Annotated in this window: 23 protein-coding genes, 3 tRNA genes and 1 other RNA gene; 8 read left to right on the top strand and 19 right to left on the bottom strand. The window is 51.8% G+C overall.

Annotation, left to right across the window (positions count from 1 at the left end):
- Positions 1-22: 22 nt before the first annotated feature.
- Positions 23-331, bottom strand: a complete 309-nt coding sequence (locus tag ACVL1J_RS03665; protein ID WP_159568707.1) for a c-type cytochrome — start codon at positions 329-331, stop codon at positions 23-25.
- Positions 332-423: 92 nt separating this feature from the next.
- On the opposite strand from ACVL1J_RS03665, the gene ACVL1J_RS03670 reads away from it, so the two are divergent.
- Positions 424-675, top strand: a complete 252-nt coding sequence (locus ACVL1J_RS03670) for a TIGR04438 family Trp-rich protein (protein WP_159568706.1) — start codon at positions 424-426, stop codon at positions 673-675.
- 14 nt (positions 676-689) lie between these two features.
- Here the strand turns inward: ACVL1J_RS03670 and ilvD are convergent, their stop codons facing one another.
- A complete protein-coding gene (ilvD, locus tag ACVL1J_RS03675) occupies positions 690-2,378 on the bottom strand; it encodes a dihydroxy-acid dehydratase (protein WP_341237270.1) in 1,689 nt (562 codons plus the stop codon).
- Positions 2,379-2,522: 144 nt separating this feature from the next.
- Between ilvD and lgt the strand changes: the two genes are divergently transcribed.
- A complete protein-coding gene (gene lgt, locus ACVL1J_RS03680; RefSeq protein ID WP_159569640.1) occupies positions 2,523-3,371 on the top strand; it encodes a prolipoprotein diacylglyceryl transferase in 849 nt (282 codons plus the stop codon).
- 12 nt (positions 3,372-3,383) lie between these two features.
- On the opposite strand, the gene ACVL1J_RS03685 is transcribed toward lgt, so the two are convergent.
- The 6 genes from ACVL1J_RS03685 to ACVL1J_RS03710 form a co-directional block, all read right to left on the bottom strand.
- On the bottom strand, positions 3,384-4,196 hold the full coding sequence (locus ACVL1J_RS03685) for a sulfite exporter TauE/SafE family protein (protein WP_159568704.1): 813 nt from the start codon (positions 4,194-4,196) through the stop codon (positions 3,384-3,386).
- Positions 4,197-4,272: 76 nt separating this feature from the next.
- Positions 4,273-4,453: non-coding RNA, 6S RNA (gene ssrS / locus ACVL1J_RS03690), on the bottom strand.
- 11 nt (positions 4,454-4,464) lie between these two features.
- Complete coding sequence (locus ACVL1J_RS03695) at positions 4,465-4,800, bottom strand: cell division protein ZapA (protein WP_159568703.1); 336 nt, start codon at positions 4,798-4,800, stop codon at positions 4,465-4,467.
- On the bottom strand, positions 4,801-5,028 hold the full coding sequence (locus tag ACVL1J_RS03700; RefSeq protein WP_159568702.1) for a hypothetical protein: 228 nt from the start codon (positions 5,026-5,028) through the stop codon (positions 4,801-4,803).
- A 105-nt stretch (positions 5,029-5,133) separates the two neighbouring features.
- Entirely contained in the window at positions 5,134-5,940 is an 807-nt protein-coding gene (gene dapB / locus ACVL1J_RS03705) for a 4-hydroxy-tetrahydrodipicolinate reductase (RefSeq protein WP_341237283.1), read from the bottom strand.
- 18 nt (positions 5,941-5,958) lie between these two features.
- Positions 5,959-6,450 carry an outer membrane protein assembly factor BamE domain-containing protein gene (locus ACVL1J_RS03710; protein ID WP_159568701.1) on the bottom strand — a complete coding sequence of 164 codons (492 nt, stop codon included), beginning with the start codon at positions 6,448-6,450 and terminating at the stop codon, positions 5,959-5,961.
- Positions 6,451-6,572: 122 nt separating this feature from the next.
- Here ACVL1J_RS03710 and fur point away from each other — a divergent pair, with 122 nt between their 5' ends.
- A complete protein-coding gene (gene fur / locus ACVL1J_RS03715; RefSeq protein ID WP_159568700.1) occupies positions 6,573-7,001 on the top strand; it encodes a ferric iron uptake transcriptional regulator in 429 nt (142 codons plus the stop codon).
- Positions 7,002-7,018: 17 nt separating this feature from the next.
- Here fur and recN read toward each other — a convergent pair whose 3' ends face one another.
- Together recN and ACVL1J_RS03725 are read right to left on the bottom strand one after the other, a co-directional pair.
- A complete protein-coding gene (gene recN / locus ACVL1J_RS03720) occupies positions 7,019-8,674 on the bottom strand; it encodes a DNA repair protein RecN (protein ID WP_341237269.1) in 1,656 nt (551 codons plus the stop codon).
- On the bottom strand, positions 8,664-9,617 hold the full coding sequence (locus ACVL1J_RS03725; protein WP_341237268.1) for an NAD(+)/NADH kinase: 954 nt from the start codon (positions 9,615-9,617) through the stop codon (positions 8,664-8,666). Before ACVL1J_RS03725 ends, recN begins: the two co-directional genes overlap by 11 nt.
- A 79-nt stretch (positions 9,618-9,696) precedes the next feature.
- On the opposite strand from ACVL1J_RS03725, the gene hrcA reads away from it, so the two are divergent.
- From hrcA to dnaJ, 5 genes are all read left to right on the top strand, one after another.
- Complete coding sequence (gene hrcA, locus ACVL1J_RS03730) at positions 9,697-10,713, top strand: heat-inducible transcriptional repressor HrcA (protein WP_159569636.1); 1,017 nt, start codon at positions 9,697-9,699, stop codon at positions 10,711-10,713.
- A 65-nt stretch (positions 10,714-10,778) separates the two neighbouring features.
- Positions 10,779-11,885, top strand: coding sequence for a ferrochelatase (gene hemH, locus ACVL1J_RS03735; protein WP_341237267.1), 1,107 nt, complete (start codon positions 10,779-10,781; stop codon positions 11,883-11,885).
- 133 nt (positions 11,886-12,018) lie between these two features.
- Positions 12,019-12,618 (top strand): nucleotide exchange factor GrpE, encoded by a 600-nt coding sequence (gene grpE / locus ACVL1J_RS03740; RefSeq protein ID WP_159568696.1) that lies wholly within the window; start codon positions 12,019-12,021, stop codon positions 12,616-12,618.
- A 112-nt stretch (positions 12,619-12,730) separates the two neighbouring features.
- On the top strand, positions 12,731-14,683 hold the full coding sequence (gene dnaK, locus ACVL1J_RS03745) for a molecular chaperone DnaK (RefSeq protein WP_159568695.1): 1,953 nt from the start codon (positions 12,731-12,733) through the stop codon (positions 14,681-14,683).
- A gap of 143 nt (positions 14,684-14,826) precedes the next feature.
- Positions 14,827-15,954 carry a molecular chaperone DnaJ gene (gene dnaJ, locus ACVL1J_RS03750; protein ID WP_159568694.1) on the top strand — a complete coding sequence of 376 codons (1,128 nt, stop codon included), beginning with the start codon at positions 14,827-14,829 and terminating at the stop codon, positions 15,952-15,954.
- Positions 15,955-16,232: 278 nt separating this feature from the next.
- On the opposite strand, the gene ACVL1J_RS03755 is transcribed toward dnaJ, so the two are convergent.
- The 9 genes from ACVL1J_RS03755 to ACVL1J_RS03795 all read right to left on the bottom strand — a co-directional run bounded on the left by ACVL1J_RS03755 (position 16,233) and on the right by ACVL1J_RS03795 (position 23,183).
- Positions 16,233-17,111, bottom strand: a complete 879-nt coding sequence (locus tag ACVL1J_RS03755) for a segregation and condensation protein A (RefSeq protein WP_159568693.1) — start codon at positions 17,109-17,111, stop codon at positions 16,233-16,235.
- A gap of 12 nt (positions 17,112-17,123) precedes the next feature.
- Positions 17,124-17,306: a DUF3460 family protein gene (locus tag ACVL1J_RS03760; protein ID WP_159568692.1), complete on the bottom strand. Its 183-nt coding sequence runs from the start codon at positions 17,304-17,306 to the stop codon at positions 17,124-17,126.
- A 44-nt stretch (positions 17,307-17,350) separates the two neighbouring features.
- The gene (locus ACVL1J_RS03765) at positions 17,351-19,057 is read right to left on the bottom strand and encodes a SulP family inorganic anion transporter (RefSeq protein ID WP_159568691.1); all 1,707 of its coding nucleotides are present in this window, start codon (positions 19,055-19,057) and stop codon (positions 17,351-17,353) included.
- A 9-nt stretch (positions 19,058-19,066) separates the two neighbouring features.
- Positions 19,067-21,127 (bottom strand): methionine--tRNA ligase, encoded by a 2,061-nt coding sequence (metG, locus tag ACVL1J_RS03770; protein ID WP_341237266.1) that lies wholly within the window; start codon positions 21,125-21,127, stop codon positions 19,067-19,069.
- Between the two features lie 76 nt (positions 21,128-21,203).
- Positions 21,204-21,296, bottom strand: a tRNA-Leu gene (locus tag ACVL1J_RS03775).
- Positions 21,297-21,312: 16 nt separating this feature from the next.
- Positions 21,313-21,386 (bottom strand) — tRNA-Cys (locus ACVL1J_RS03780).
- 66 nt (positions 21,387-21,452) lie between these two features.
- A tRNA-Gly gene (locus ACVL1J_RS03785) sits at positions 21,453-21,528 on the bottom strand.
- A gap of 163 nt (positions 21,529-21,691) precedes the next feature.
- The gene (gene queC / locus ACVL1J_RS03790; RefSeq protein ID WP_159568689.1) at positions 21,692-22,396 is read right to left on the bottom strand and encodes a 7-cyano-7-deazaguanine synthase QueC; all 705 of its coding nucleotides are present in this window, start codon (positions 22,394-22,396) and stop codon (positions 21,692-21,694) included.
- Positions 22,397-22,496: 100 nt separating this feature from the next.
- Entirely contained in the window at positions 22,497-23,183 is a 687-nt protein-coding gene (locus ACVL1J_RS03795) for a response regulator transcription factor (RefSeq protein WP_159568688.1), read from the bottom strand.
- Positions 23,184-23,367: the final 184 nt, after the last annotated feature.

A 23,367-nucleotide genomic window follows, 5' to 3' on the forward strand; every position in this document is an offset into this window, starting at 1 on the left:
TTAAGATACACCGGAGAACTTCTTACAGAGTCAGTACCCAGGCCGCCAATTTCTTGGCTTCTTCTTCAGTTACGTTTTGAGCGGGCATGGGAACTGGACCCCAGGCACCCTTGGTACCATTTTTAATTTTACCGGCCAGCATTGCTTCTGCACCTGCTTGACCTTTGTACTTGGCAGCCACGTCTTTAAACGCTGGGCCAACTACTTTTTTCTGAACTTGGTGGCAGGCCAAGCAGGCTTTGCTCTTGGCCAATGCTTCATCGGCGCTGGCAGACAACGGTAGAGCAACCATGGTGGCTGCAATTGCCAAGACACCCATTTGCTTGATCATACTGAACTCCTCACTTTGTTACAGTTATCACATTAATAACGTCTCGGGCGTCATTTTGGCAGACAACACGGTTGTTTGTCATGTGAAACAGCATGGTTTTTATCCTTCTGGGCATCCTTTTGCTCACAATGAAACTTGGCGGTGTACATCCTGTTAGCAATTGGGAATGGTTTTCCATTGCGGTGCCTTTTCTCATGGCAATTTGTTGGTTTGAGTTTTTTGAGCCCTGGCTTGGTTTGGATGTTCGTCGACAACAATTCAGGATGCGCCAGTTGGAGGCAAGAATAAGGCATTTTCAAAACAAAAAACCCCGACGCCAGCGCCGGGGTTTTCCGTTTAGATAAAGCACAGAAGAGTTTTACAAATCCAGGTCGCCATCGGTTACGGCGCCCTTGCTGGCACTGCTGGCCAAGGCTGCAAACTTTGCCAGTACACCGGTTGTGTAGCGTGGCTTCGGCTTCACCCAGCTTTCGCGGCGCTTCGCCAATTCTTCATCGCTTACATTGATTTGTAGCAGCTTTTGGTGTGCATCCATGGTAATGGAGTCACCTTCATGGATCAGTGCAATTGGGCCGCCCACATAGGCTTCGGGTGCAACGTGACCCACCACCATGCCCCATGTGCCGCCTGAAAAACGACCGTCGGTGATCAAGCCCACTGTTTCGCCCAAACCCTTGCCGATAATGGCCGATGTGGGTGCCAGCATTTCAGGCATGCCAGGACCGCCTTTGGGGCCCAGGTAGCGAAGAATAATCACATCGCCGTCTTTGATCTTGTCACCCAGAATTGCGTCCATCGCGCTTTGTTCGTCGTCGAACACTTTGGCTGGGCCAGTAATTACCGGGTTTTTCAGGCCTGTGATTTTGGATACCGCACCTTCGGGTGCCAGGTTACCGCGCAAAATCGCCAAATGGCCTTGCTTGTACAAGGCTTTTTCGATTGGCATGATGACATTTTGGTCGGCGCGAGGCACCGCAGGAATGTCTGCCAATGTTTCTGCGATGGTTTTGCCAGTGATTGTGATGCAATCGCCGTGCAACAAACCGGCCTCGAGTAGCACCTTCATGACTTGCGGAATGCCGCCGGCATCGTGCAGGTCGGTGGCCACGTATTGACCAGAAGGCTTCAGGTTACAAATCACTGGGGTGCGAAGGCGAACGCGTTCGAAATCTTCGTAATCCCACGCGACATCGGCGGCTTTCGCAATGGCCAAGAAGTGCAACACGGCGTTGGTTGATCCACCTGTGGCCATCAACACCGCCACAGCGTTTTCAATGGATTTTTTTGTGATGATGTCGCGGGGCTTTAGGTCGTTGCGAACCGCTTCAATCAGCACGCGAGCCGATTCTTCGGTTGAGGTGACCTTCTCAGCGTCGATGTTCGACATGGTTGAGGAGTAGGGCAGGCTCATACCCAGCGCCTCGAAGGCGGAGCTCATGGTGTTCGCGGTGTACATGCCACCACAAGAACCCGAGCTTGGGCAGGCGTTTTTCTCGATGCCTTTGAAATCCTCTTCACTCATTCGGCCAGCGGTGAATTCGCCCACTGCTTCAAATGCAGACACGATGGTTAAATCTTTGCCCTTGTAGCGCCCGGGCTTGATGGTGCCGCCGTACACGTAAATGCCGGGTACGTTCATGCGAGCCATGCCGATCATGCCGCCTGGCATGTTTTTGTCGCAGCCGCCAATGACCAGTACACCGTCCATCCACTGGCCCTGCACGGCTGTTTCAATGCAATCGGCAATCACCTCGCGGGAGACCAATGAATACTTCATACCCTCGGTGCCCATGCTCATGCCATCGGAAATGGTGGGGGTACCGAAAATTTGTGGATTGCCACCAGCTTCCTTGACGGCTTTCACCGCGGCATCGGCCAGGGGCTGCAATCCGCTATTACAAGGTGTAATGGTGGAGTGGCCGTTGGCAATGCCAATCATGGGGTTGTTGAAGTCTTCGTCTTTGTAACCCATGGCGAAGTACATGGCGCGGTTGGGCGAACGGGCCACGCCCTGGGTGATGTTCTTGGAACGTCGATTGATGCTCATTGCAAAAGCTCGCAGGTGGATTTGGATTCAAAACGAGAATTTACCATTTTATGATGCTCCGCTGGGTACAGGAAGGTGCTCATTCATCAAAGGGTAGTCCCCAGGGCAGTACAATTGAACGGTTTTTTACATTCCGGGCATTCCATGTTTGTACATCCTGAATTCGATCCCATTGCGCTCTCGATCGGCCCTGTGGCCATTCGCTGGTACGGTTTGATGTATTTATTGGCCTTTGTGGCCTTCATCATGCTGGCCAAGCGACGGTTACACCTGTTTCCAGCCATCAAAATGGCTGATGTAGACAATATGCTGACCTGGGCAGTGTTGGGGGTTATTTTGGGTGGCCGGTTGGGCTATGTATTTTTCTACAAGCCCGACTATTACATGGCCAACCCAGGCGAAATTCTCGCAATTTGGGAAGGCGGCATGTCGTTTCACGGTGGCTTTCTAGGCGTGTTGCTGGTTTGTTTTTTGTATGGCACCTACAAAGGCTGGAAGTTTTTCGATGTCATGGATTTCGTTGCGCCAGCCGTACCCATTGGCTTGGCCCTTGGCCGCTTGGGCAACTTTATTAATGGTGAGTTGTGGGGTCGCCCTACAGACGGTTGGTGGGGTGTGGTGTTTCCCCAAGCCGGCGACGCCATTGCACGCCACCCTTCGCAGTTGTACCAAATGAGCCTGGAGGGCATTGCCCTGTTCATCGGGCTGTGGTGGTTTGCAAGCAAGCCACGTCCGCGTGCGGCTGTATCAGCCTGGTTCTTGATCGGTTATGGCGCCGCCCGCTTTGTTGTTGAATACGCCAGGGAGCCAGACCGCTTTTTGGGTATTTTGTCCTTGGGCTTGTCGATGGGGCAGTGGTTGTGTGTACCCATGATTTTGAGCGGTTTTGCCTTGTTGGCCTGGTCAAGAAACAAACCGACAGGGCTTGAGACCATGACTGCACTTGAAGCTGCCCAAGCCAAGGTGGGCAAGGGCAGTAAGCGAAGCAAGTAAGAGCGGGGCTGCTTAAAAGCCGGTAACGGCTTTGTAAATCATGGACAAGGCAATAAAGGCCAGTAGCAAGGCGAAAATGCGTTTGATCTTTTTAACCGGCAGCGTGTGTGTCAGTTTTGCACCATAGGGTGCAAACAGCACACTCATGGCAGCTACGCAGGCCACCGCGGGCAAATACACATACCCCAACGAACCGGCGGGCATGTCTTGCAAATGTTGACCATTGATTACATAGGCAATACTTGAAAATACTGCGATGGGAAAGCCCAATGCAGCAGAGGTGGCAACCGCATTGCGCAGGTTGATGTTGCTCCACACCATGAATGGCACTGACAAGAAACCGCCACCTGCACCCACGATGGCCGATGCCGCACCAATAACGCCACCAACAGCAGCCAGCCCGGGCTTGCCCGGTAAAGTGCGTGTGGGTTTGGGTTTCTTGTCCGCGTACATTTGATAAGCGGAAAAAATGACAAACGCACCAAACACCAGGGCCAGTTCTTTGGTGGGCAAATATGACACCACCTTGGAACCTACGAATCCGCCAACCAGAATGCCTGGTGTGAGGAATTTCACGATGTCCCACCGTACCGCACCTGCCTTGTGGTGCGCGCGCATGCTGGAAATGCTGGTGAACATGATAATGGCCAGCGATGTGGCGATTGAGGAGTGCACCACATGGTCTACGGGTACACCTTGGCTAACCATGAGGAAGGTGAGAAAAGGTACCAGCAGCATGCCGCCACCAATGCCCAGCAAGCCAGCCAGCACGCCGCTGACTACCCCTAATACAAGCAGTGAAACTATAAAAACCGGATCGAACATGGTGATTGGAATACTTTGTTAAGCTGAAATGAATAAAAAAAGAGGCGATTGAACGTGGGTTCAATCGCCCCGGTGTGGGGTCTCTGCCGATGCCATACTGGCCCGATCCCTGAACCTAAGGTTCAAGTGGGTCGCAGTATTAGGGTCTTTAGGTTTCCCTGACTAAGAGGGAATCACACCGACCCTGAAAAATCCGCAACCGGGATCACAAATATTGGTTCACGGAATGCTGGCCAATACAGACACGGCAGAGATAAAGCAAAATTCTCTACTCGAACAAATCAACGTTCTTCGGCTTGTTTGGGTTTGTGCTGTTCAAACTGCCGTCGACCACTTGCTCGATAGCCTCGATTTTACGCTCAATCGTCTCAATGTCCAGTCCTAAAACCGGGTTAGAAGGATTACTTCCTACGAGCGATTCATGCGCGATCTGTAAAGCGGCCATGACTGCGATTTTATCGAGTCCCACCACCTTGCCGGTGTTGCGAATGCTCGACATTTTGGTTTCTACAATATTTACGGCTTGCTGCAAGGCAGCTCGCTCTTCGGGTTTGCAGGCAATGCGAAATTCCCTGCCCATGATCTTGACGTCAAGTGCTTCCAATTATTCCTCCGAATTCAATTCAAGTTCAGGGAACCATTGGTTCAGCATTTGGTTAATTTGACCCTGTGCGTGATTCACTTTCTTTTGGAGCTGTTCATTTTCCCGGCGCAGGGCTTCAATTTGGTCCTTGCCCGATTTTTCTTCATGTCGGCTTTGCTCGAGAGCTTTGGCCAGGCTGGATACTTTGACTTGAAGTTCGTCGAGTTTCGCAAGCAGTGATTGCGTCATTGGCTGGCTCCGTCTTCGGGTAATAAGTCCCGAGGGTTGCTGTTATTGGTATTTTAACTTGACTATACAGTTGCTTACAGCAATCTACTACAGTTTCGCTTTAGGTTAAAACAAAGTTTTCAAGCCCAACACGTCTTGCATGTCAAACAATCCTTTTTCATGCCCAATCAAAAACTGGGCTGCACGAATTGAGCCTTGTGCATAGGTCATGCGGCTTGATGACTTGTGGGTAATTTCAATGCGTTCACCAATGCCGGCAAACAGCACAGTGTGATCGCCCACAATGTCACCACCACGGATCGTCGAAAAGCCTATGGTGCCAGTCTTGCGCTCACCGGTAATGCCTTCGCGGGCAAACACACCCACGTCTTGCAGGTCCACGCCCAAGCCTTTGGCAACAACTTCACCCATGCGCAGTGCCGTGCCGGACGGCGCATCGACTTTTTTGCTGTGGTGGGCTTCTATCACCTCAATGTCGTAACCTTGAGCCAATATTTTTGCAGCCACTTCAAGAAGTTTGAATGTCGCGTTTACCCCAACCGCCATGTTGGGCGACCACACCATGGCCACTTTTTCTGCAGCCTTTTTAAGTGCTTCCAGCTGTTTGGGTTCAAACCCGGTGGTGCCGATGACCGCTTTCACATTGTGTTTTTCACACAGTGCCAAGTGTTCAAGCGTGCCTTCCGGGCGTGTGAAATCAATCAAGATCTCGGCATTCGACAAAGCGGTGTCAGGATTGTCGGTCACCAGTACGCCTGATGAAATACCCATAAAGTCACCGGCATCACGACCAATGCCGGGTGAGCCAGCCTGGTCAAATGCGCCGGCGAGCTCGCAGCCGGGGTGGTTCAGAATGGCTTCGATCAGTGTTTTGCCCATGCGCCCGCTGGCGCCGGCAATTGCAATTTGAATTGGCTTGGTCATGGCTTTTTATTTAAGTACGGGTGCGCGGTCTGTGCCACCCACTGCGGATTCCGAATCTTTAATGTCCTCGGCTGGTTTTTCAGAGGGCAAGGGTTCTGTTGGTACTTTGGTATTGGCGTCGGGCCCCAACAGGTCAGTTGGACTTGCGGGCAGATTTTCACCGCCGTGGCGTGCCACGCGCTCGTTCTCGAAAATCACGGTGTAGCGGGATTGAGTGGACTGCCCGTCGGCGCGCAACAATCGGTAAATATAGTCCCATCGATTCGAATGAAACGCGTCATTCAACAAAGGCGTGCCGAGAATAAAGCGTACCTGCTCTTTGGTCATTCCCACTTGCAGCTTGGCAACGTCTTGTTGGGTAACGAAGTTGCCTTGTTGAATATCAAACTTGTAGGGTTTGACAAAAGAGGGCACGTAGTTGTCCGGAATGAATGAACACGCGGAAACCCCTAGGGCCAAGGTCGAGCAAAGAATCAAATTCAGTCGTAAAATACGCATTGTTTTGTGAATTCGCATGTGAAGTGGGAACAGAGTACCTTATTCGGTGCGCTAACATGTCCTGCAAAGGCGTTATCATAAGCTACTTGAACTCGATTAAGCCTCAGAATGGTACCAAACTCATGACTACAGCAACGGATCTAAAAAGCATTGGTTTAAAGGCAACGCTGCCGCGGATGAAAATTCTGGAATTGTTCCAGAGCGGGCAACATCGCCACCTGAGCGCTGAAGACGTTTACAAGCTATTGCTACAAGAAGACCTGGACATTGGCTTGGCCACTGTTTACCGTGTTCTAACGCAGTTTGAACAGGCCGGTTTACTGGCTCGCCAACATTTTGAGACTGGCAAGTCGGTGTTTGAGCTCAATGAAGGTGCTCACCATGACCATTTGGTGTGCGTGCAATGCGGCAAGGTGGTTGAGTTTTTTGACGAAGAAATCGAGCGTCGCCAAAATATGATTGCCAAGGACCGTGGGTTCGAGTTGCATGACCACGCACTTTCCCTGTACGGCTCCTGCACCAAAAAAGACTGCGAGAACCGACGCAAGTAAGGTTTTCCCAAATCAAATCAATTGTTGGCCGAGACGATCATTTCATGCGCAGCAGTGCGCGTGGCCTCGGTGATTATCTGTCCACCCAGCATTCTTGCAATTTCTTCTACCCGTGCCTTGGCTTCCAGTTGCACAATTTTCGAGCGTGTTGTTTGCGCTGAAATGTCTTTGCTGACCTGGAAGTGATTGTGGCCTTGTGCTGCCACCTGGGGCAAATGGGTAACACACAGCACCTGTTTGTTTTTGGCCAAAAGGCGCAGGTAGCGCCCCACGGTTTCAGCCACCGCACCGCCAATGCCGCTGTCCACTTCATCAAAAATCAAAGTAGGAACGGGGGTGCTTTCAACAGTGTTGACGGTAATCGCCAGGCTGATTCGCGCCAGTTCACCACCCGATGCGACTTTTTGGATGGCTTGGGGTGTCACGCCAGGGTGCCCGGCCACGCGGAACTCGATTTGGTCACTGCCCTTGGGGGAGGGTTCGCCCTTGGCGACATCCACCACAAAAACACCCCCTTGCATACTCAGTGTTTGCATCGATTCTGTAACCCGTGTGGACAGGGTTTGCGCTGCGTTTTTGCGTGCTTTATTTAATTCGTTGGCCAGTTTTTCATAGGCTTGGCGGGCTGCATTGAGTTCTTTCTGAAGCTTTTCAAGATCGAAACCTTCTTCGAGTCCTTTGATCTCTGCTTGAACACTTTCCATTTCAGTGTGCAGTGTTTCCGGTTGAATGCGTAGTTTCCTTGCCGTTTCATGCCAAAGCGACATGCGTGCTTCGACTTCGGCCAAGGTGTCTGGATCAAGATCGCTGTGTTTCAAGTAGTGGCCCAAATCGTAGCTGGCCTCTCGAACCAGTATTTCGCCTTCGGATAGCGTTTTCACTACGCCCTCAAGAGCCGGGTCGCGGGTACTTAAGTGGCTTAGTTTTTCGATTATGTGGGTAAGTTGGTCGAGCAGGGCATTTTCATTTTGTGACAGCACGTCACTTGCATGTTGGGTGCCCTCGATCAATTCTGCGCCATGGCTTAAACGGTCAAAATCGCTGCTTAGAACTTCCCATTCGCCTGCTTTTGGGGCTACTTTGCTTAACGAGTCTAGTTTCCATTGCAGGTTTTCGATGCGTGCGGCCCTGTCTTCCTGACTACTCTGAGCTTGCTTCAGCGCCTTTTCCGCATTTTTCAACACAGAATAAGTTTGCGCGGTGGCCTGAACCAGGGCGCTGTGCTGACCGAAGTCATCGAGCAGGCGAAGTTGCTCACCCGGCTTAGCCAGCGTTTGAAAAGCATGTTGACCATGAATGTCGATCAAGGTTTCGGACAACTCTTTCAGTGTGCTGGCAGGCACGGGTGTGCCATTGATATAAGCCTTGGATCGGCCATTCGATTCAATGGCACGTCGCAAGTGCATTTCGCCCTCGCTGCAGTCAATCGATTGCTCATCGAGAATGGCTTTGGCGGCGGGGTTAATCTCGAACACCGCAGTGATATTGGCGCGCTCACAACCTTCGCGAACCTGTGATGCATCAGCACGCGCGCCCAGGCAAAGCGACAGGGCATCAATCAAAATTGATTTGCCAGCGCCGGTTTCACCAGACAGCACAGACATGCCTGGTTCAAAGTGCAAGTCGAGTTTGTCGACGATAACGAAATCCTGAATGGTCAAACTACTTAGCATGGCCGCTGTCTCTAAGTCCTCGAGTTTTGTGGGGGGCTTCTGTGGGGCTTGCACTCCAGTGCAGTTTTTGCCTCAACATTGCAAAATAATCATAGCGTGCCGGGTGCAAAAGCCGGATGGGGTGTGGTGACACCTTAATCCGAATTTGGTCACCTACTTTTGCTCGACCGTTGAACTGCATGTCAAAGTGCACGCCGGTTTGCTTGCCGCCCGTCACAATGATGTTAATGGTGCTGTGTTGGGGCAGGGCAATGGGGCGATTGGTCAGCGCATGCGGAGCCACCGGCACAATCAGCAGGCCAGCGAGGCTAGGGTGAAGTATGGGGCCATCGGCTGAAAGTGCATACGCAGTTGAGCCTGTTGGCGTCGAGATAATCAGTCCGTCTGCGCGCAAGTCGTACATAAACGTGCCGTCTACCTCTACACGCAGCTCAACCATGCCGCCCACAATGCCACGGCTGATCACAATGTCGTTCAGGGCAATGTGATTCTCAACGACTTTGCCTTGCCTTAAAATTTGACCCTCAAGGTAGGCGCGGTTTTCTGACACAGACTGCCCGTTGATGGTGTCAATCAATGTGGGGTCGATATCGTCCAGGCGAATGTCAGTGAGAAAACCCAGGCGTCCTTGATTAATTCCAATCAAGGGAATGTTGGAATCGGCCAGTTCTCGGGCCGTGCCCAAAAAAGTGCCGTCACCGCCAATAATGACTGCAATTTTTGCTTTTTTCTTGATCAGGGACAAATTCGCAAATTCGAAATTGGCTTGATCATATTCAGGCTTCGAGTTTTTTGACGAACTTCCACTTAACATGGAATCGCAAACCAGTACGTGGAATGCATTGGCGGCCAGCAAGTCAACAACGCTTCGCCAAATGGCCTGTTTTGGGGAGGCGCCATGTTTGGCAAACACAGCAATGCACATCCCTTTCTGTTTCGGCATTCTTGATTCCCTGTTTTTGTCGTAAAGTGAAGCCTGAGACCCAATCGTATCGCAACACGCATTTGAAGTGACATTGATGATAGACGAACGCGCCCGTTCCATATTGAAAACATTGGTTGAAAGGTACATCACAGAGGGCATCCCGGTGGGTTCAAGGGCATTGTCCAAGTACTCCACACTGGATTTGAGTCCTGCAACCATTCGCAATGTGATGGCGGATCTCGAGGAATTGCGCCTGGTGGTCTCGCCACACACTTCGGCAGGCCGAATGCCCACGCCGCAGGGTTACCGTATGTTTGTGGATTCTTTACTCACGGTAAAACCCTTGGCGATCGATGTTCAAACCGCTTTGAGTGGTGGTATCCAGCGTGAGGACCCCAACCGCGTTCTGAACAAGGCGGTGAATTTGCTGTCCAGCCTTTCGTCGTTTGCCGGGGTTATTACCGCACCGAGAAAAGCGGCACTGTTTCGTCATGTTGAATTTTTGAGTTTGTCTGATCGAAAGGTGTTGCTAATTATCGTGACGCCCGATGGGGATGTGCAAAACCGTATCCTGATTGTTGAAAAGCCTTACACCCAAAGCGAATTGACCATGGCTGCGAACTTTTTCAACCAGCATTTCGCGGGTTTGAGTTTCCAGCAGGCCAAACAAAGGTTGTCGGAAGAGTTGCATCAAATTAGCCAGGACATCAGCAAGTTAATGCAGGCTGCGGTGAATGCAGGCACGGAAGCTGAGGAAAGTCAGTCTGACGGGGTCTTGCTTTCTGGCGAACGCAAATTGTTGGACGTGTCGGATTTATCGACCAACATGGAAAGGCTGAAAAAGATGTTCGGTGTGTTTGAACAGCGAACAGCCTTGCTGCGTCTACTTGAAAGTTCAAATCGCGCTGAGGGAGTGCAAATTTTCATCGGTGGCGATTCAAGCCTGGTGCCGATGGAGGAAATGAGTGTGATTTCAGCGCCTTACCATGTCAATGGTGAGGTGGTGGGCACCTTGGGGGTGATCGGCCCGACACGCATGGCCTACGAACGATTGATTCCGATTGTGGACATCACATCGAAGCTGGTGTCATCGGCTTTGTCGGATCCAGAGTAGGGCGAGCCACCCCGACAGCCAGCTTTGGGTATACTTTCAGGCTTGATGTTCAATAGGTAGTACCCATGCGCACCGAAGCCCCATTTCGTCACGGCACGCCCCAGAAAACCGCGGTTTTACTCGTCAACCTAGGCACCCCGGACAACGCAGACACGCCGTCCCTGCGTCGCTACTTGAAAGAGTTTTTATCAGACCCGCGCGTGGTTGAGATTCCCAGGTTGATCTGGTGGATTATTTTGAACTGCATTATTTTGCAGCTTCGCCCCAAGAAATCAGCGGCCAAATACGCCACCGTGTGGACCGATGAAGGTTCGCCGCTGCTGGCGATCGGCAAGCGCCAAGTGAAAGTTCTGAGCGAGGCATTCAAGGCTCGACGCTGGGACGTTCGGGTTGATTTGGCCATGCGTTACGGCAATCCCTCTGTGGCAAGCCGAATGGATCAGCTTCGCAAAGACGGCTACGACCGGGTGCTGGTGTTTCCTTTGTATCCTCAGTATGCGGCGGCCACCACAGCTTCGGTATTCGACGCCGTATTCGATTGGGCCAAGCCCGTGCGCAATATCCCCGAATTGCGATTGGTAAAGCACTACCATGACCACCCCGCTTATATTCATGCCCTTGCTGAAAGCGTGCGCAAACACTGGCTAGCCAATGGCAAACCCAATTTTGATCAGGGCGATGTGTTGCTGTTCAGCTTTCATGGTGTGCCAGAAATGACTTTGCTGAAAGGCGACCCCTATCACTGCGAATGTTATAAAACCGCACGGTTGCTCGGTGAAGAATTGGGGCTGGAAAAAGGCAATTACCGGGTTACCTTTCAAAGCCGGTTTGGCAAAGCCAAGTGGCTTGAGCCCTACACCGACAAAACTTTGCAAGCCTTGGGGCAGGCCGGTACCAAGCGAATCGATGTAATGTGCCCCGGCTTCATGGCCGATTGCCTTGAAACACTTGAGGAAATTAACCAGGAAGGCCGCGAAGACTTTCAGCATGCTGGTGGTGGCGAGTTTCATTACATCGCCTGCCTGAACGACAGTGATCTGTCTGCAGCCATGTTGTCGGAAATCACTGCGCAACACATGCAAGGCTGGCCCGTGGACATGGGTTACGAAGAATCCATGGCGCAAGAGCTTGCCGAGAGCCGCAAACTGGCTTTGGAGATGGGTGCTCAATAATCCCTATTGGGAAAATGGTAAATATTGCTGCTTGGGGGCTTGAAATTCGCGTTCAAGTCCCCATTTATCGAACAGAGTAGGGGTGACAGGTAAAGACTTGTCGCCTCTTTTGAATTTTAATGGAGGAAAAGACATGTCAGAGCCCACTGGAAAGCCGACCACAGACGAGCAAGCGTCTGCCCAGGCCCCAGAAGGTCAGCAGCACGGCGCGCAGACCCAAAATGAAACCGAGCAGGTGGTACAACAAGAAGCGCCCCAAGACGAAATATCAGTTTTGAAGGCTGCTTTGGAGAATGCGCACCTTGAAGTTGAGAAGTCCAAAGAGGTTTACCTTCGCTTGGCCGCTGACATGGAAAACCTTCGTCGCCGCACGCAAGAAGACGTCGCCAAAGCGCACAAGTACGCTATCGAGTCGTTTGCAGAATCATTGGTGCCAGTTCGCGACAGTCTCGAAATGGCCTTGGCTGTTGAAAATCAAACCCCCGAAGCTCTGAAAGATGGCGTGGCCGCAACTTTGCGCCAACTCGAGGCTGCTTTTGAGCGCGGCAAAATCGTGGCGTTGAACCCAATCGGCGAAAAATTCAACCCCAATCAGCACCAGGCAGTGGCCATGGTTCCGGGCAGTTCAGTTGAGCCGGCAGTGGAGCCTAACCATGTGGTTGCGGTGTTGCAAAAGGGCTATTTGATTAATGACCGCGTGCTGCGCCCGGCCTTGGTCTCGGTTGCACAATAAGTTGCGCAATAAATTTTACAAAGTGGGTTGAAAAACCCCTTGAACTGAAGGGCTTTAGCCCCATATCAGGCTTAACAGAACATTACTGAATTTAGAAATCACGGAGAAATTCATGGGAAAGATTATTGGCATTGACTTGGGTACCACCAATTCTTGCGTAGCAGTATTTGAAGGCGGTGGCTACAAAGTCATCGAAAACTCGGAAGGTGCGCGTACAACCCCTTCCATTATTGCTTACATGGAAGACGGCGAAATTTTGGTGGGTGCGCCTGCCAAGCGTCAAGCTGTGACCAACCCCAAGAACACCCTGTATGCAGTCAAGCGTTTGATTGGCCGCAAGTTTCAAGATGCTGAAGTACAGAAAGACATTGACATGATGCCTTTCACCATCATGAAAGCCGACAATGGCGATGCATGGGTTGGTGTACGCGACCAAAAACTGGCACCCCCACAAGTGTCTGCCGAAGTGCTACGCAAAATGAAGAAAACTGCGGAAGACTACCTGGGTGAAGAAGTCACCGAGGCGGTAATTACCGTGCCTGCTTACTTCAACGACAGCCAGCGCCAAGCCACCAAAGACGCGGGCCGTATTGCTGGCCTGGATGTGAAGCGCATTATCAACGAGCCCACTGCTGCAGCCTTGGCTTTCGGTATGGACAAGGCAGAGAAGGGCGATCGCAAGATTGCCGTGTATGACTTGGGCGGCGGTACATTCGACGTGTCCATTATCGAAATTGCTGACATCGATGGTGAAAAGCAATTTGAAGTGTTGTCGACCAACGGTGACACATTCCTGGGCGGTGAAGACTTCGACCAACGCATTATTGACCACATCATCGACGAGTTCAAAAAGAACAACGGCGTTGATTTGTCCAAAGATCCAATTGCTTTGCAGCGCATTAAGGCTGCGGCCGAGCGTGCGAAGATCGAGCTTTCTTCTTCGCAGCAAACCGAGATCAACGAGCCCTACATTGCGATGGCCAATGGCGCCCCTGTGCACCTGACCACCAAGTTGAGCCGCTCCAAGCTGGAAGCGCTGGTTGAAGACCTGATTACCCGCACTGTTGAGCCCATGAAAATGGCCTTGAAAGATGCCGGTTTATCTACTTCACAAATCGATGACATTATTTTGGTTGGCGGTATGACCCGCATGCCCAAAGTTCAAGAAGCCGTGAAAAACTTCTTCGGTAAAGACCCCCGCAAGGATGTGAACCCCGATGAAGCCGTGGCTGCTGGTGCCGCCATTCAAGGTTCTGTGTTGAGTGGCGATCGCAAAGATGTATTGCTGCTTGACGTGTCACCGTTGTCTCTGGGTATTGAAACCATGGGCGGTGTGATGACCAAGATGATCGAGAAAAACACGACCATCCCGACCAAGTTCAGCCAAGTGTTTTCAACTGCCGATGACAATCAGCCTGCAGTCACCATCAAGGTGTTTCAGGGTGAGCGCCAAATGGCGAACGACAACAAGAGCCTGGGTGAATTCAACCTGGAAGGCATTCCACCCGCACCGCGTGGCGTGCCACAAATTGAAGTGACCTTTGACATTGATGCAAACGGCATTTTGCACGTGTCTGCAAAAGACAAAGGCACTGGCAAAGAAAACAAGATTGTGATCAAGGCCAACTCGGGTTTGTCTGAGGACGAAATCCAGAAAATGGTGAAAGATGCCGAAGCCAACGCGGCCGACGATGCCAAGCGCCGTGAACTGGCTGAAGCCAAGAACCAGGCCGATGCGCTGGTGCACAGCACCCGCAAGAGCTTGGGTGAGTATGGCGACAAGCTGGAAGCGGGCGAGAAGGAAAAAATTGAAGCTGCATGCAAGGCTTTGGAAGAGGCAGCCAAGGGCGAAGACAAAGACGCCATTGATGCCCGTACCAAAGAGTTGGCCGAATCAGCCCAGAAACTGGGTGAGAAAATGTACGCCGACATGCAAGCCCAGCAAGCTGCAGAAGGTGCCGCTGCCGGTGCCAACCCAGGTGATGCTGAGCAGCAGTCTTCTTCCAAGAAAGATGATGCAGACGATGTAGTGGATGCTGACTTCAAGGAAGTGAAAGACAAGTAATGTGGGTTGCGGGGCGCCTTGCGGGGCCTCGCTTGAAACCAAGGGCACACTGGCTGGCTGCAAATTTTGCGGTTTTTCAGTGAAGCCCTTTTTGTACGAATAAAAGCAGTGTTTAACAAACCGCTGCATGAATTGAGACTGACATGGCAAAACGGGACTTCTACGAGATTTTGGGTGTACAAAAAAATGCCACAGACGATGAGCTGAAAAAAGCCTATCGGAAAATGGCCATGAAGTATCACCCTGACCGCAACCCCGATAGCAAGGATGCTGAGGCCAAATTCAAAGAAGCCAAAGAAGCCTATGAAATGTTGACTGATTCCAAGAAGCGTGCGGCTTATGATCGCCACGGCCATGCGGGTGTTGACCCCAACATGGGTGGCGCTGGTGCTGGAGGTTTCTCGGATTTCTCAGACGCTTTTGGCGACATTTTTGGTGATATTTTTGGTGGCCGTGCTGGTGGAGGAGGATCTCGCCAGTCGCAGATGTACCGCGGTTCAGACCTGAAGTACAACATGGAAATTACGCTGGAGCAGGCAGCCAAGGGTTTCGATACGCAAATTCGTGTGCCGGTGTGGGACAACTGCGGTACCTGTTCCGGCAGTGGTGCAAAGCCCGGTACCAAGCCTGAAACCTGTTCCACCTGCGGTGGGTCGGGTGCGGTGCGCATGACGCAAGGCTTTTTCAGTGTTCAGCAAACCTGCCCGAAGTGCCACGGCACGGGCAAAATGATTCCTCACCCCTGTCACGATTGTGAAGGTTTGGGTCGCAAGAAAACCAACAAAACACTGGAAGTGAAAGTACCTGCCGGTATCGACGATGGCATGCGAATCCGTTTGAGCGGCAAGGGTGAGCCTGGTGTGAACGGTGGCCCAGCGGGTGATTTGTATGTGGAAGTACACCTGAAAGAACATGCTGTTTTTCAGCGTGATGGTGACGACTTGCATTGCGAAATGCCGGTTTCATTTGCCGCTGCTGCGCTGGGCGGCACCATTGAAGTGCCCACCCTGGGTGGCAAGGCGTCATTTGATATTCCTGAAGGAACACAGACCGGAAAAACATTCCGTTTGCGTGGCAAGGGCATCAAGGGCGTGCGTTCTTCATATCCAGGCGATTTGTTCTGCCACATTGTGGTGGAAACCCCGGTGCGTTTGTCTGAACGTCAGAAAGAATTGCTCAAGGAGTTTGAGCAATCCTGTACGGCTGATGGTGATAAGCATTCACCACGGGCGAAGGGCTGGATGGACAAGGTGAAGGACTTCTTCGGCTAACTGGCAGCATTGCAGTTAGTGCGTGGCTGCTCGCTAGTTTCGAGTGCCACATCACCTTGCCTAAGCAATGCTTCTTTATCCGGCTTGATGCTTCTTGCTCGGGGCATGCGAAACGCTTTGGCGTCTTCGCATCGATTCCTGGCGGAACCGCCCCTCGCTGTGAATCCGCCGGGAAGCCTTGCAAAGCCGGCAAGGCGGTGTAGCACTCAAATCTAACATCGCGCGCAGTAATCTGGCTGTGCATGCTACTGAGTAAGCGCTGCGAATAAGTGTGCGCTTTAGGCTGGAATGATGCTGTCTGCCCCACTGCCACCCGTGGCTTCATAGCCAAGCCGCACATAGATGGGCGCAAACGGCTCAGCTTGGGTTACCTTCACCAAGCCCTCGCGGGTCAATTCAAGCATCGCAATGAAGTTGACCACCACCACGGGCACGCCGCGTTCGATATCAAACATGTCAAAGAACTCAACGAATTTTTGAGTTTGAAGGCGACGCAGAATCATGGTCATGTGCTCACGCACCGACAATTCTTCACGTGAAATGGTGTGGGCTTTCACCAGCGAGGCCCTGCGCAATATGGCTTGCCAGGCGTCGCGCAATTCGTCAGGGTTTACATCGGGAAAGCGCTCAACCGTGTTGGGGTCATGAAAGGCGTGCGCAATCCAGAAATCTCGGCCAACCAGCGGCACTTTGTCGAGGTCTTGGGCCGCCAGTTTCATTTGTTCATATTCAATCAGGCGGCGGGCCAGTTCGGCACGCGGATCTTCGGCTTCTTCTTCACCATCCTTGGGTATGACTGGCAATAGCATGCGCGATTTGATTTCAATCAGCATGGCAGCCATCAGTAAATACTCTGCAGCCAGTTCCAGGTTACGCGTGCGAATTTCTTCAACGTATGTAAGGTACTGGCGGGTCAGTTCCGCCATGGGAATGTCGAGAATATTGAAGTTCTGTTTGCGAATCAGGTACAGCAACAAGTCCAGTGGGCCTTCAAATGCCTCGAGGAATACCTCCAGCGCATCGGGCGGAATGTACAAGTCCTTCGGCATGTTGAACAGCGGAGCACCATACAAGCGAGCAAGTCCAACACCATCTACCGTGTCCGGTGTGCTGTCGTTGGGGTTCAGTACGCTGATGTCGGCGAGTTCGCTGCTCAAAGTGGCTGCACTTTATTTGCTTTGATACACGTAGGGTTTCTGAGCCACTTTGGCTTCTTTGAAGCCTTCTTGAAGCTTGCGATCCAGTTGTTTGTCCCAAAGCAGGGCCCGGCCTTTTTGCTGTTCGTTTTCCAGGTGGGGGCGTTCATTTTTAAGCTGGCTTAAAAATTGGGTCGCTTCAGATTCGTATTGCATGCTGGTGTGCCAAATAAATGGTTTAAAAGGATTTTCTTATTTTATCAGGCGCCAGCCTGATCCTCGAAAGAAATTGCATGCGCATGTGCCATGGCAGCAGAAAAGTCGTCTTGAACTTGCCCGGCCTGCAATTGGGCCATAAAACCGCTGCGTTTGAATAGGGACAAAGCCTGGCTGTTCAGGCCACAAAATATCAGGGTATGCCCGGCACGCTGCAACTCGGCATTCAGTTCTTCCAGGCATTCAAGGGCGGTGGTGTCAATTGAAATGGTCTGGTGAAGGTCCAGAATCAGGGTCTTGGTGGATTTGCCCGTGTGCAGTATCAGGTTTTCAATTTTCCCAACCACAGCGAAGAACAGGGAACCATAGATTTTATAAGCGGTGATTCCTTTGGCCCGGTCTTCGTCTTTCAGGTAAACCGGGATGAACTCGGTCAGTGTAGACACTCGATAAATAAAGAACACGCCAGCCAAAACAAGTCCAACCTGAACCGCAACGGTCAGATCGACAATCACCGTGAGCAAGAAGGTGGCCAGCATGATCACTTTGTATACGGTGGTGTATTGCTTCAGCTTTGGGAATTCTCGCCATTCGCCCATGTTGTAAGCCACGAACATGAGTACGGCCGACAGCACGGCCAGCGGAATGTGAAATGCAAGCGGGGCGGCAATCAACATGATCAGCAGCAAGGTGAATGCGTGAACAATGCCTGCGACCGGTGAGTTACCGCCCGAGCGGATATTGGTGACTGTACGTGCAATGGTGCCGGTGGCGGGCATGCCGCCAAACAAGGGTGAGGCAATGTTGGCCAAGCCCTGGGCCATTAATTCCTGGTTGGGGTCGTGCTTTTCGTGAGTAATGCCATCGGCCACGCGGGCGCACAGCAGGGATTCGATGGCGCACAAAAATGCAATAGTCAATGTGGGACCAATTAACGTTTGAATGCTGGCCAGTTCAATGGAGGGCAGGGCCAATGTGGGAAGACTCCGGGGGATTTCTCCAAACTTGCTGCCGATGGTTTCTATATCGAGTCCAAGACTGAATGAAATCAGTGTGCCCGCTACCAAGAGTATGACTGAGCCAGGAACACTTTGAAGAATTTTGGGAAATGTGCCCTGTGTGCGACCTTTGCCAAGCATTGCAAACAATTTGGGCCACATAAACAGAAACACGAGGCTTGAGCTGGCCAGGATGAATGCCGACCAGTTCAGGCCAGGTATGGCTTGTAACAGCGCCCAGTTTTTTTCAAAAAAATTGCCTTGTGTCACATCAATGTTCAAACCAAAAAAGTCTTTGATTTGTGACAGCGCGATAAGCACGGCAATGCCGTTGGTGAAGCCAATCACAATGCTGACTGGAATTAGTCGAACAAGGCTTCCGAGTCCGGTTAAGCCCATGAGAAACAGCAGCGCGCCAGCCATGAGTGTGCAGGCAATCAAATTGGCCACGCCATATTGATTGACGATGCCAAGCACCACCACAATGAAGGCGCCCGCCGGGCCGCCGATTTGAACGCTGGAACCACCAAACGCCGAGACGATGAAACCTGCCACGATCGCGGTGAACAGGCCTGTTTGTGGTTCAAGCCCGCTGGCGATTGCAAAGGCCATGGCCAAGGGCAGGGCAACCACACCCACAGTGATGCCGGCACCCAGGTCTTTCAGAAAACGTTGGGAGTTGTATCCCCTCAAGCTGTCCCCGATTCGTGGCTTGAATGGTTTGAGCGTTTTCAGAAACTGGGGTGCGGCCATGTTTTCCTTTTAGCTGATTTTCATTCCCGGGGTGAGCTTGCCCAGGGCCGTCAGGGTGCTTAATGCACTGTCGTCATCTGATGCGGCACACAAAACCATGCCTTCAGACACACCAAACTTCATTTTGCGTGGTGCCAGGTTGGCGACCACGACCACGTATTGTCCGTTGAGTTGCTCGGGCTGGTAGTGCGCGGCAATACCGGAAAAGATATTGCGTGGCTTTTCCTCGCCCAAATCGACAGTGAGTTGCAATAGCTTGGTAGAGCCTTCAACAGCCTTGCATTCTTTGACCAATCCAATTCGCAGATCGATTTTGGTGAAATCATCAATACTGATGAATTCGCCTGAGATGGTCTTTGTCTCAGTTTTCGCTTGGGCGGGTGCAGCAGGTGCGGCGGGTGCCAACGATTGTTTGTTGGCCTCAATCAAGGCGTCAATTTGCTTTTGATCCACACGTTGCATCAAGTGTTTGAAGGCCTGTACAGGTATTGTGCTGTTCAACGGTGTGTTCACGCTGGCCCAAGTCATCGGGGCCACGCCCAATATGTTCTCGGCATTGCCGGCCAACACGGGTAACACAGGTTTTAAATACAGGGTCAGCAGGCGAAATGCTTCAAGGCAGATGGAGCAGGCGGTTTGCAGTTCTGTTTGTTTGTCAGCGTTCTTGGCCAATTCCCAAGGCTTTTCCTGATCCACATAGGCATTCACCTTGTCGGCGCATGCCATCACCTCGCGAATGGCTTTGCCGTATTCCCGCTCGTCGTAATGGGTGGCGATTGCGGCCGCTTGCGCACGAATGTCCACAAGCAGTGGGTGCTGCATGGCTGAATCCAGAACACGACCTTCAAAGTTTTTCACCAGAAAGCCTGCGCTGCGACTGGCAATGTTGATGTACTTGCCCACCAGGTCGCTGTTTACGCGGGCGGTGAAGTCCGCAAAACTCAGGTCCAGGTCTTCCATGGTTGAATTCAGCTTGGCAGCAAAGTAATAGCGCAGCCATTCCGGGTTCAAACCCTGCTTGATAAAGCTTTCCGCGGTAATAAAGGTACCTCGGCTTTTGCTCATTTTTGCGCCATCGACAGTCAGGAAACCGTGCGCATTCACTTTGGTTGGGGTGCGCAGGCCTGCAAATTCAAGCATGGCTGGCCAGAACAGGGCGTGGAAGTAAAGAATGTCTTTGCCGATGAAGTGAATCATCTCGGTTTTGGTGTCGGCTTTCAGGAATTCCTGATAGTCCACGCCGATTCGTTCGCACAGATTCTGGAAGCTTGCAAAGTAACCGACAGGCGCATCTAGCCACACATAGAAATATTTGCCCGGTGCATCGGGAATCTCAAAGCCGAAGTAGGGCGCATCGCGTGAAATATCCCAGTCTGCAAGTTTGCCACTGCCTTCTTCACCCAGCCATTCCTGCATTTTGCGGCTGGCTTCTACTTGCAATCGCCCCGGGGTTTGAGTCCACTGACGCAGAAAATTCTCACAGCGCGGGTCAGACAGCTTGAAGAAATAGTGGTCGGAGCTTTTGCGAATGGGCGCCGCTCCCGACACTGTGGAGTAAGCGTTTTTCAGTTCCGTGGGCTGGTAGGTGGCGCCGCACACTTCACAGGAGTCGCCGTATTGGTCTTTCGCGCCGCATTTTGGGCATTCGCCCTTGATGAAGCGGTCGGGCAAAAACATTTCTTTGACTGGGTCGTAGAACTGTTCTACAGAGCGGGTTTGAATCAGCCCCGCATCGCGCAAGCGTGTGTAGATGGTTTCGCAATGGGCCTTGTTCTCGGGCGCATTGGTAGAATAGTAATTGTCGAAGCCCACATGGAAGCTGGCAAAGTCGCGCTGGTGTTCAGTGCTGACCCGGGCAATCAATTCCTCGGGGCTAATGCCCTCGGCTTGCGCACGCAGCATGACGGGCGTGCCGTGTGTGTCATCGGCGCACACGTAGTACACCTCGTTGCTTTGCATTTTTTGAAAGCGAACCCAGATGTCGGTTTGAATGTATTCAACCAGATGGCCAAGGTGAATGGCGCCGTTTGCATACGGCAAGGCAGAGGTAACAAGAATTCGGCGAGTCACGGTGTGGTTCTTTGAGATTGTTCTAGACGCAATGCGCTATTGTACGCGCGATTGAATGTGTGAAGAGTGTTGCCTGTGGTGCCCGGGACCGGAATCGAACCGGTACGCCCCTTTTACGGTAAGCGACGGATTTTAAGTCCGTTGTGTCTACCAATTTCACCACCCGGGCTGATGGCTTGAAAACTTGGAGGCGGGGGTCGGAATCGAACCGGCGTACACGGAGTTGCAGTCCGCTGCATGACCACTCTGCCACCCCGCCAAGGGTGTTCCACCAAAATATGGCGGGCAAAGAAAAGGGGAAGTGTATCACTTCCCCTTAGGAATTTGGAGCGGGAAACGAGACTCGAACTCGCGACCTATACCTTGGCAAGGTATCGCTCTACCAACTGAGCTATTCCCGCATTTCAACAACGTGACGTCGTTGAGAGAACGAAATTATAGCAAGAAAAATTTTTGTGTCAAACGTTTTTGCAAAATAATTTCATTTATTTTTCTGCTGCTTAAAAATTGGGCAAAACCAAGCCAGTCAAGGGTTTCCGGTGTGTTTGCTTTTTTACTTTCAAGCTATTGATTCTGTTGTGAAATGTAGTTTTTCCACCCGCGTTTGCGCAAGTCGCAGGCTGGGCATTCTCCGCAGCCGAAACCCCAGTCGTGTTCATGGGTTCGATCGCCTGTGTAGCAGGTGTGTGTGTCGCGAAGGATGATTTCGAGTAGTTTCTTGCCACCCAACTGTTCTCCAAGTTGAAAAGTCTCGGTTTTATCAATCCACATGAGCGGTGTTTCAAACCGGAAGGTGCTGGCCATACCCAGATTGGTGGCAACTTGTAGCGCTTTTAGCGTGTCTTCACGACAATCGGGATAGCCTGAAAAATCGGTTTGGCACATGCCACCCACCAAGGTAGACAAACCCCTGCGGTAGGCTACGGCTGAGGAGATCAAAAAGAACACCAAATTACGCCCTGGCACAAACGTGTTGGGTAAACCGGTTTCATTCAACTCGATTTCGCGCTCTTCGGTCAGTGCGCAATCGGAAATTTGCCCTAGCCAGCTCAGGTCAATCACCCGGTCTTCACCCAGCTTGTGGGACCACTCGGGAAACTGTTCGCGCATTCTCTCAAGTACGGTAAGCCTGCATTCCAGTTCGATCCTGTGGCGCTGTCCGTAGTCAAAGCCGATGGTTTCTACGTGCGCAAATTTAGACAGTGCCCAGGCCAGGCACACCGTGCTGTCCTGTCCGCCGGAGAAAAGTACCAGGGCTTTTTTGTTCATGGGTGATTTAAAGGATCTGCATTAATACGGTATTTTAGCCGCACAAACAAAAAACCCCGCTGCTCAGCGGGGTTTCTGGTCTTAACTGTTGCAGATTACCTTAAGTGGCCATGCCTGCAGAAATTGCATATTTCACCAGTTGAACGCTGGAATCCAGATTCAGCTTTTGCAGCAAACGAGCGCGGTACGCGTCGATGGTGCGGGGTGAAACCTTCAGCAATTCCGCGATTTCGCGGCGTGGACGGCCTTGGGCGATCAACGTAAGCACTTGTCGTTCACGACGAGTCAGTTGTGCGCCTTCGTCCTGGTCTGCCAATGGATTGATTTGATTTCCCAGGCCTTGCTGCTCGCCAGATCCATATGGTGAGGATGTTTTGTTACTCACCAGTTCGGGTGCCACGTAACGTGCGCCCGCAGCCACCGTGTCAATCGCTTCGCGAAGGGTTTCTACGGATGATTGACGGCCAACGCAAGCCCATACGCCTGGTTTGAACGCCATGGCCAAAATATCTTGGGCGTTGCCTTCGCATACGAGAACCACGCGAACGTCGGAATAGGTTGCGCCGATGTGGCTAACGACGGCCTCTCCGTGTCGGTTGCCTTTTTCAATTGTAATCACGACTATTCGCGTTTCTGCGTTGGCCAGGTGATTGTCAATTTCTTCCAGGGTTGTTCGATTGGTTACGAACATCGGCTGAAGGCTGATTGTTCTGCCTGGGGTGGTGCTTTGTATGCCCGTTTCCCGAGGCGTTAGTGGTCGACCTGCCAAGCCCTTGTCATTCTTCATAGTCCCACCCATGTGTGGCTGGCTTGGCCAGCTCGGTATTAAGGTCATTGTTCGCCCCGCTATTGGAATTTGTTTTGGTTGCCACTCATTCGATTTGTACTTCGGGCAATAAATTTTGGATTCAAGCGTCTGTAGGTAATTTCAGTCGGGTTAATTAGTTTGGGGGGGATTGCATTTCGGTAGA

Source organism: Limnobacter sp. G6BE5S, from assembly GCF_058448965.1.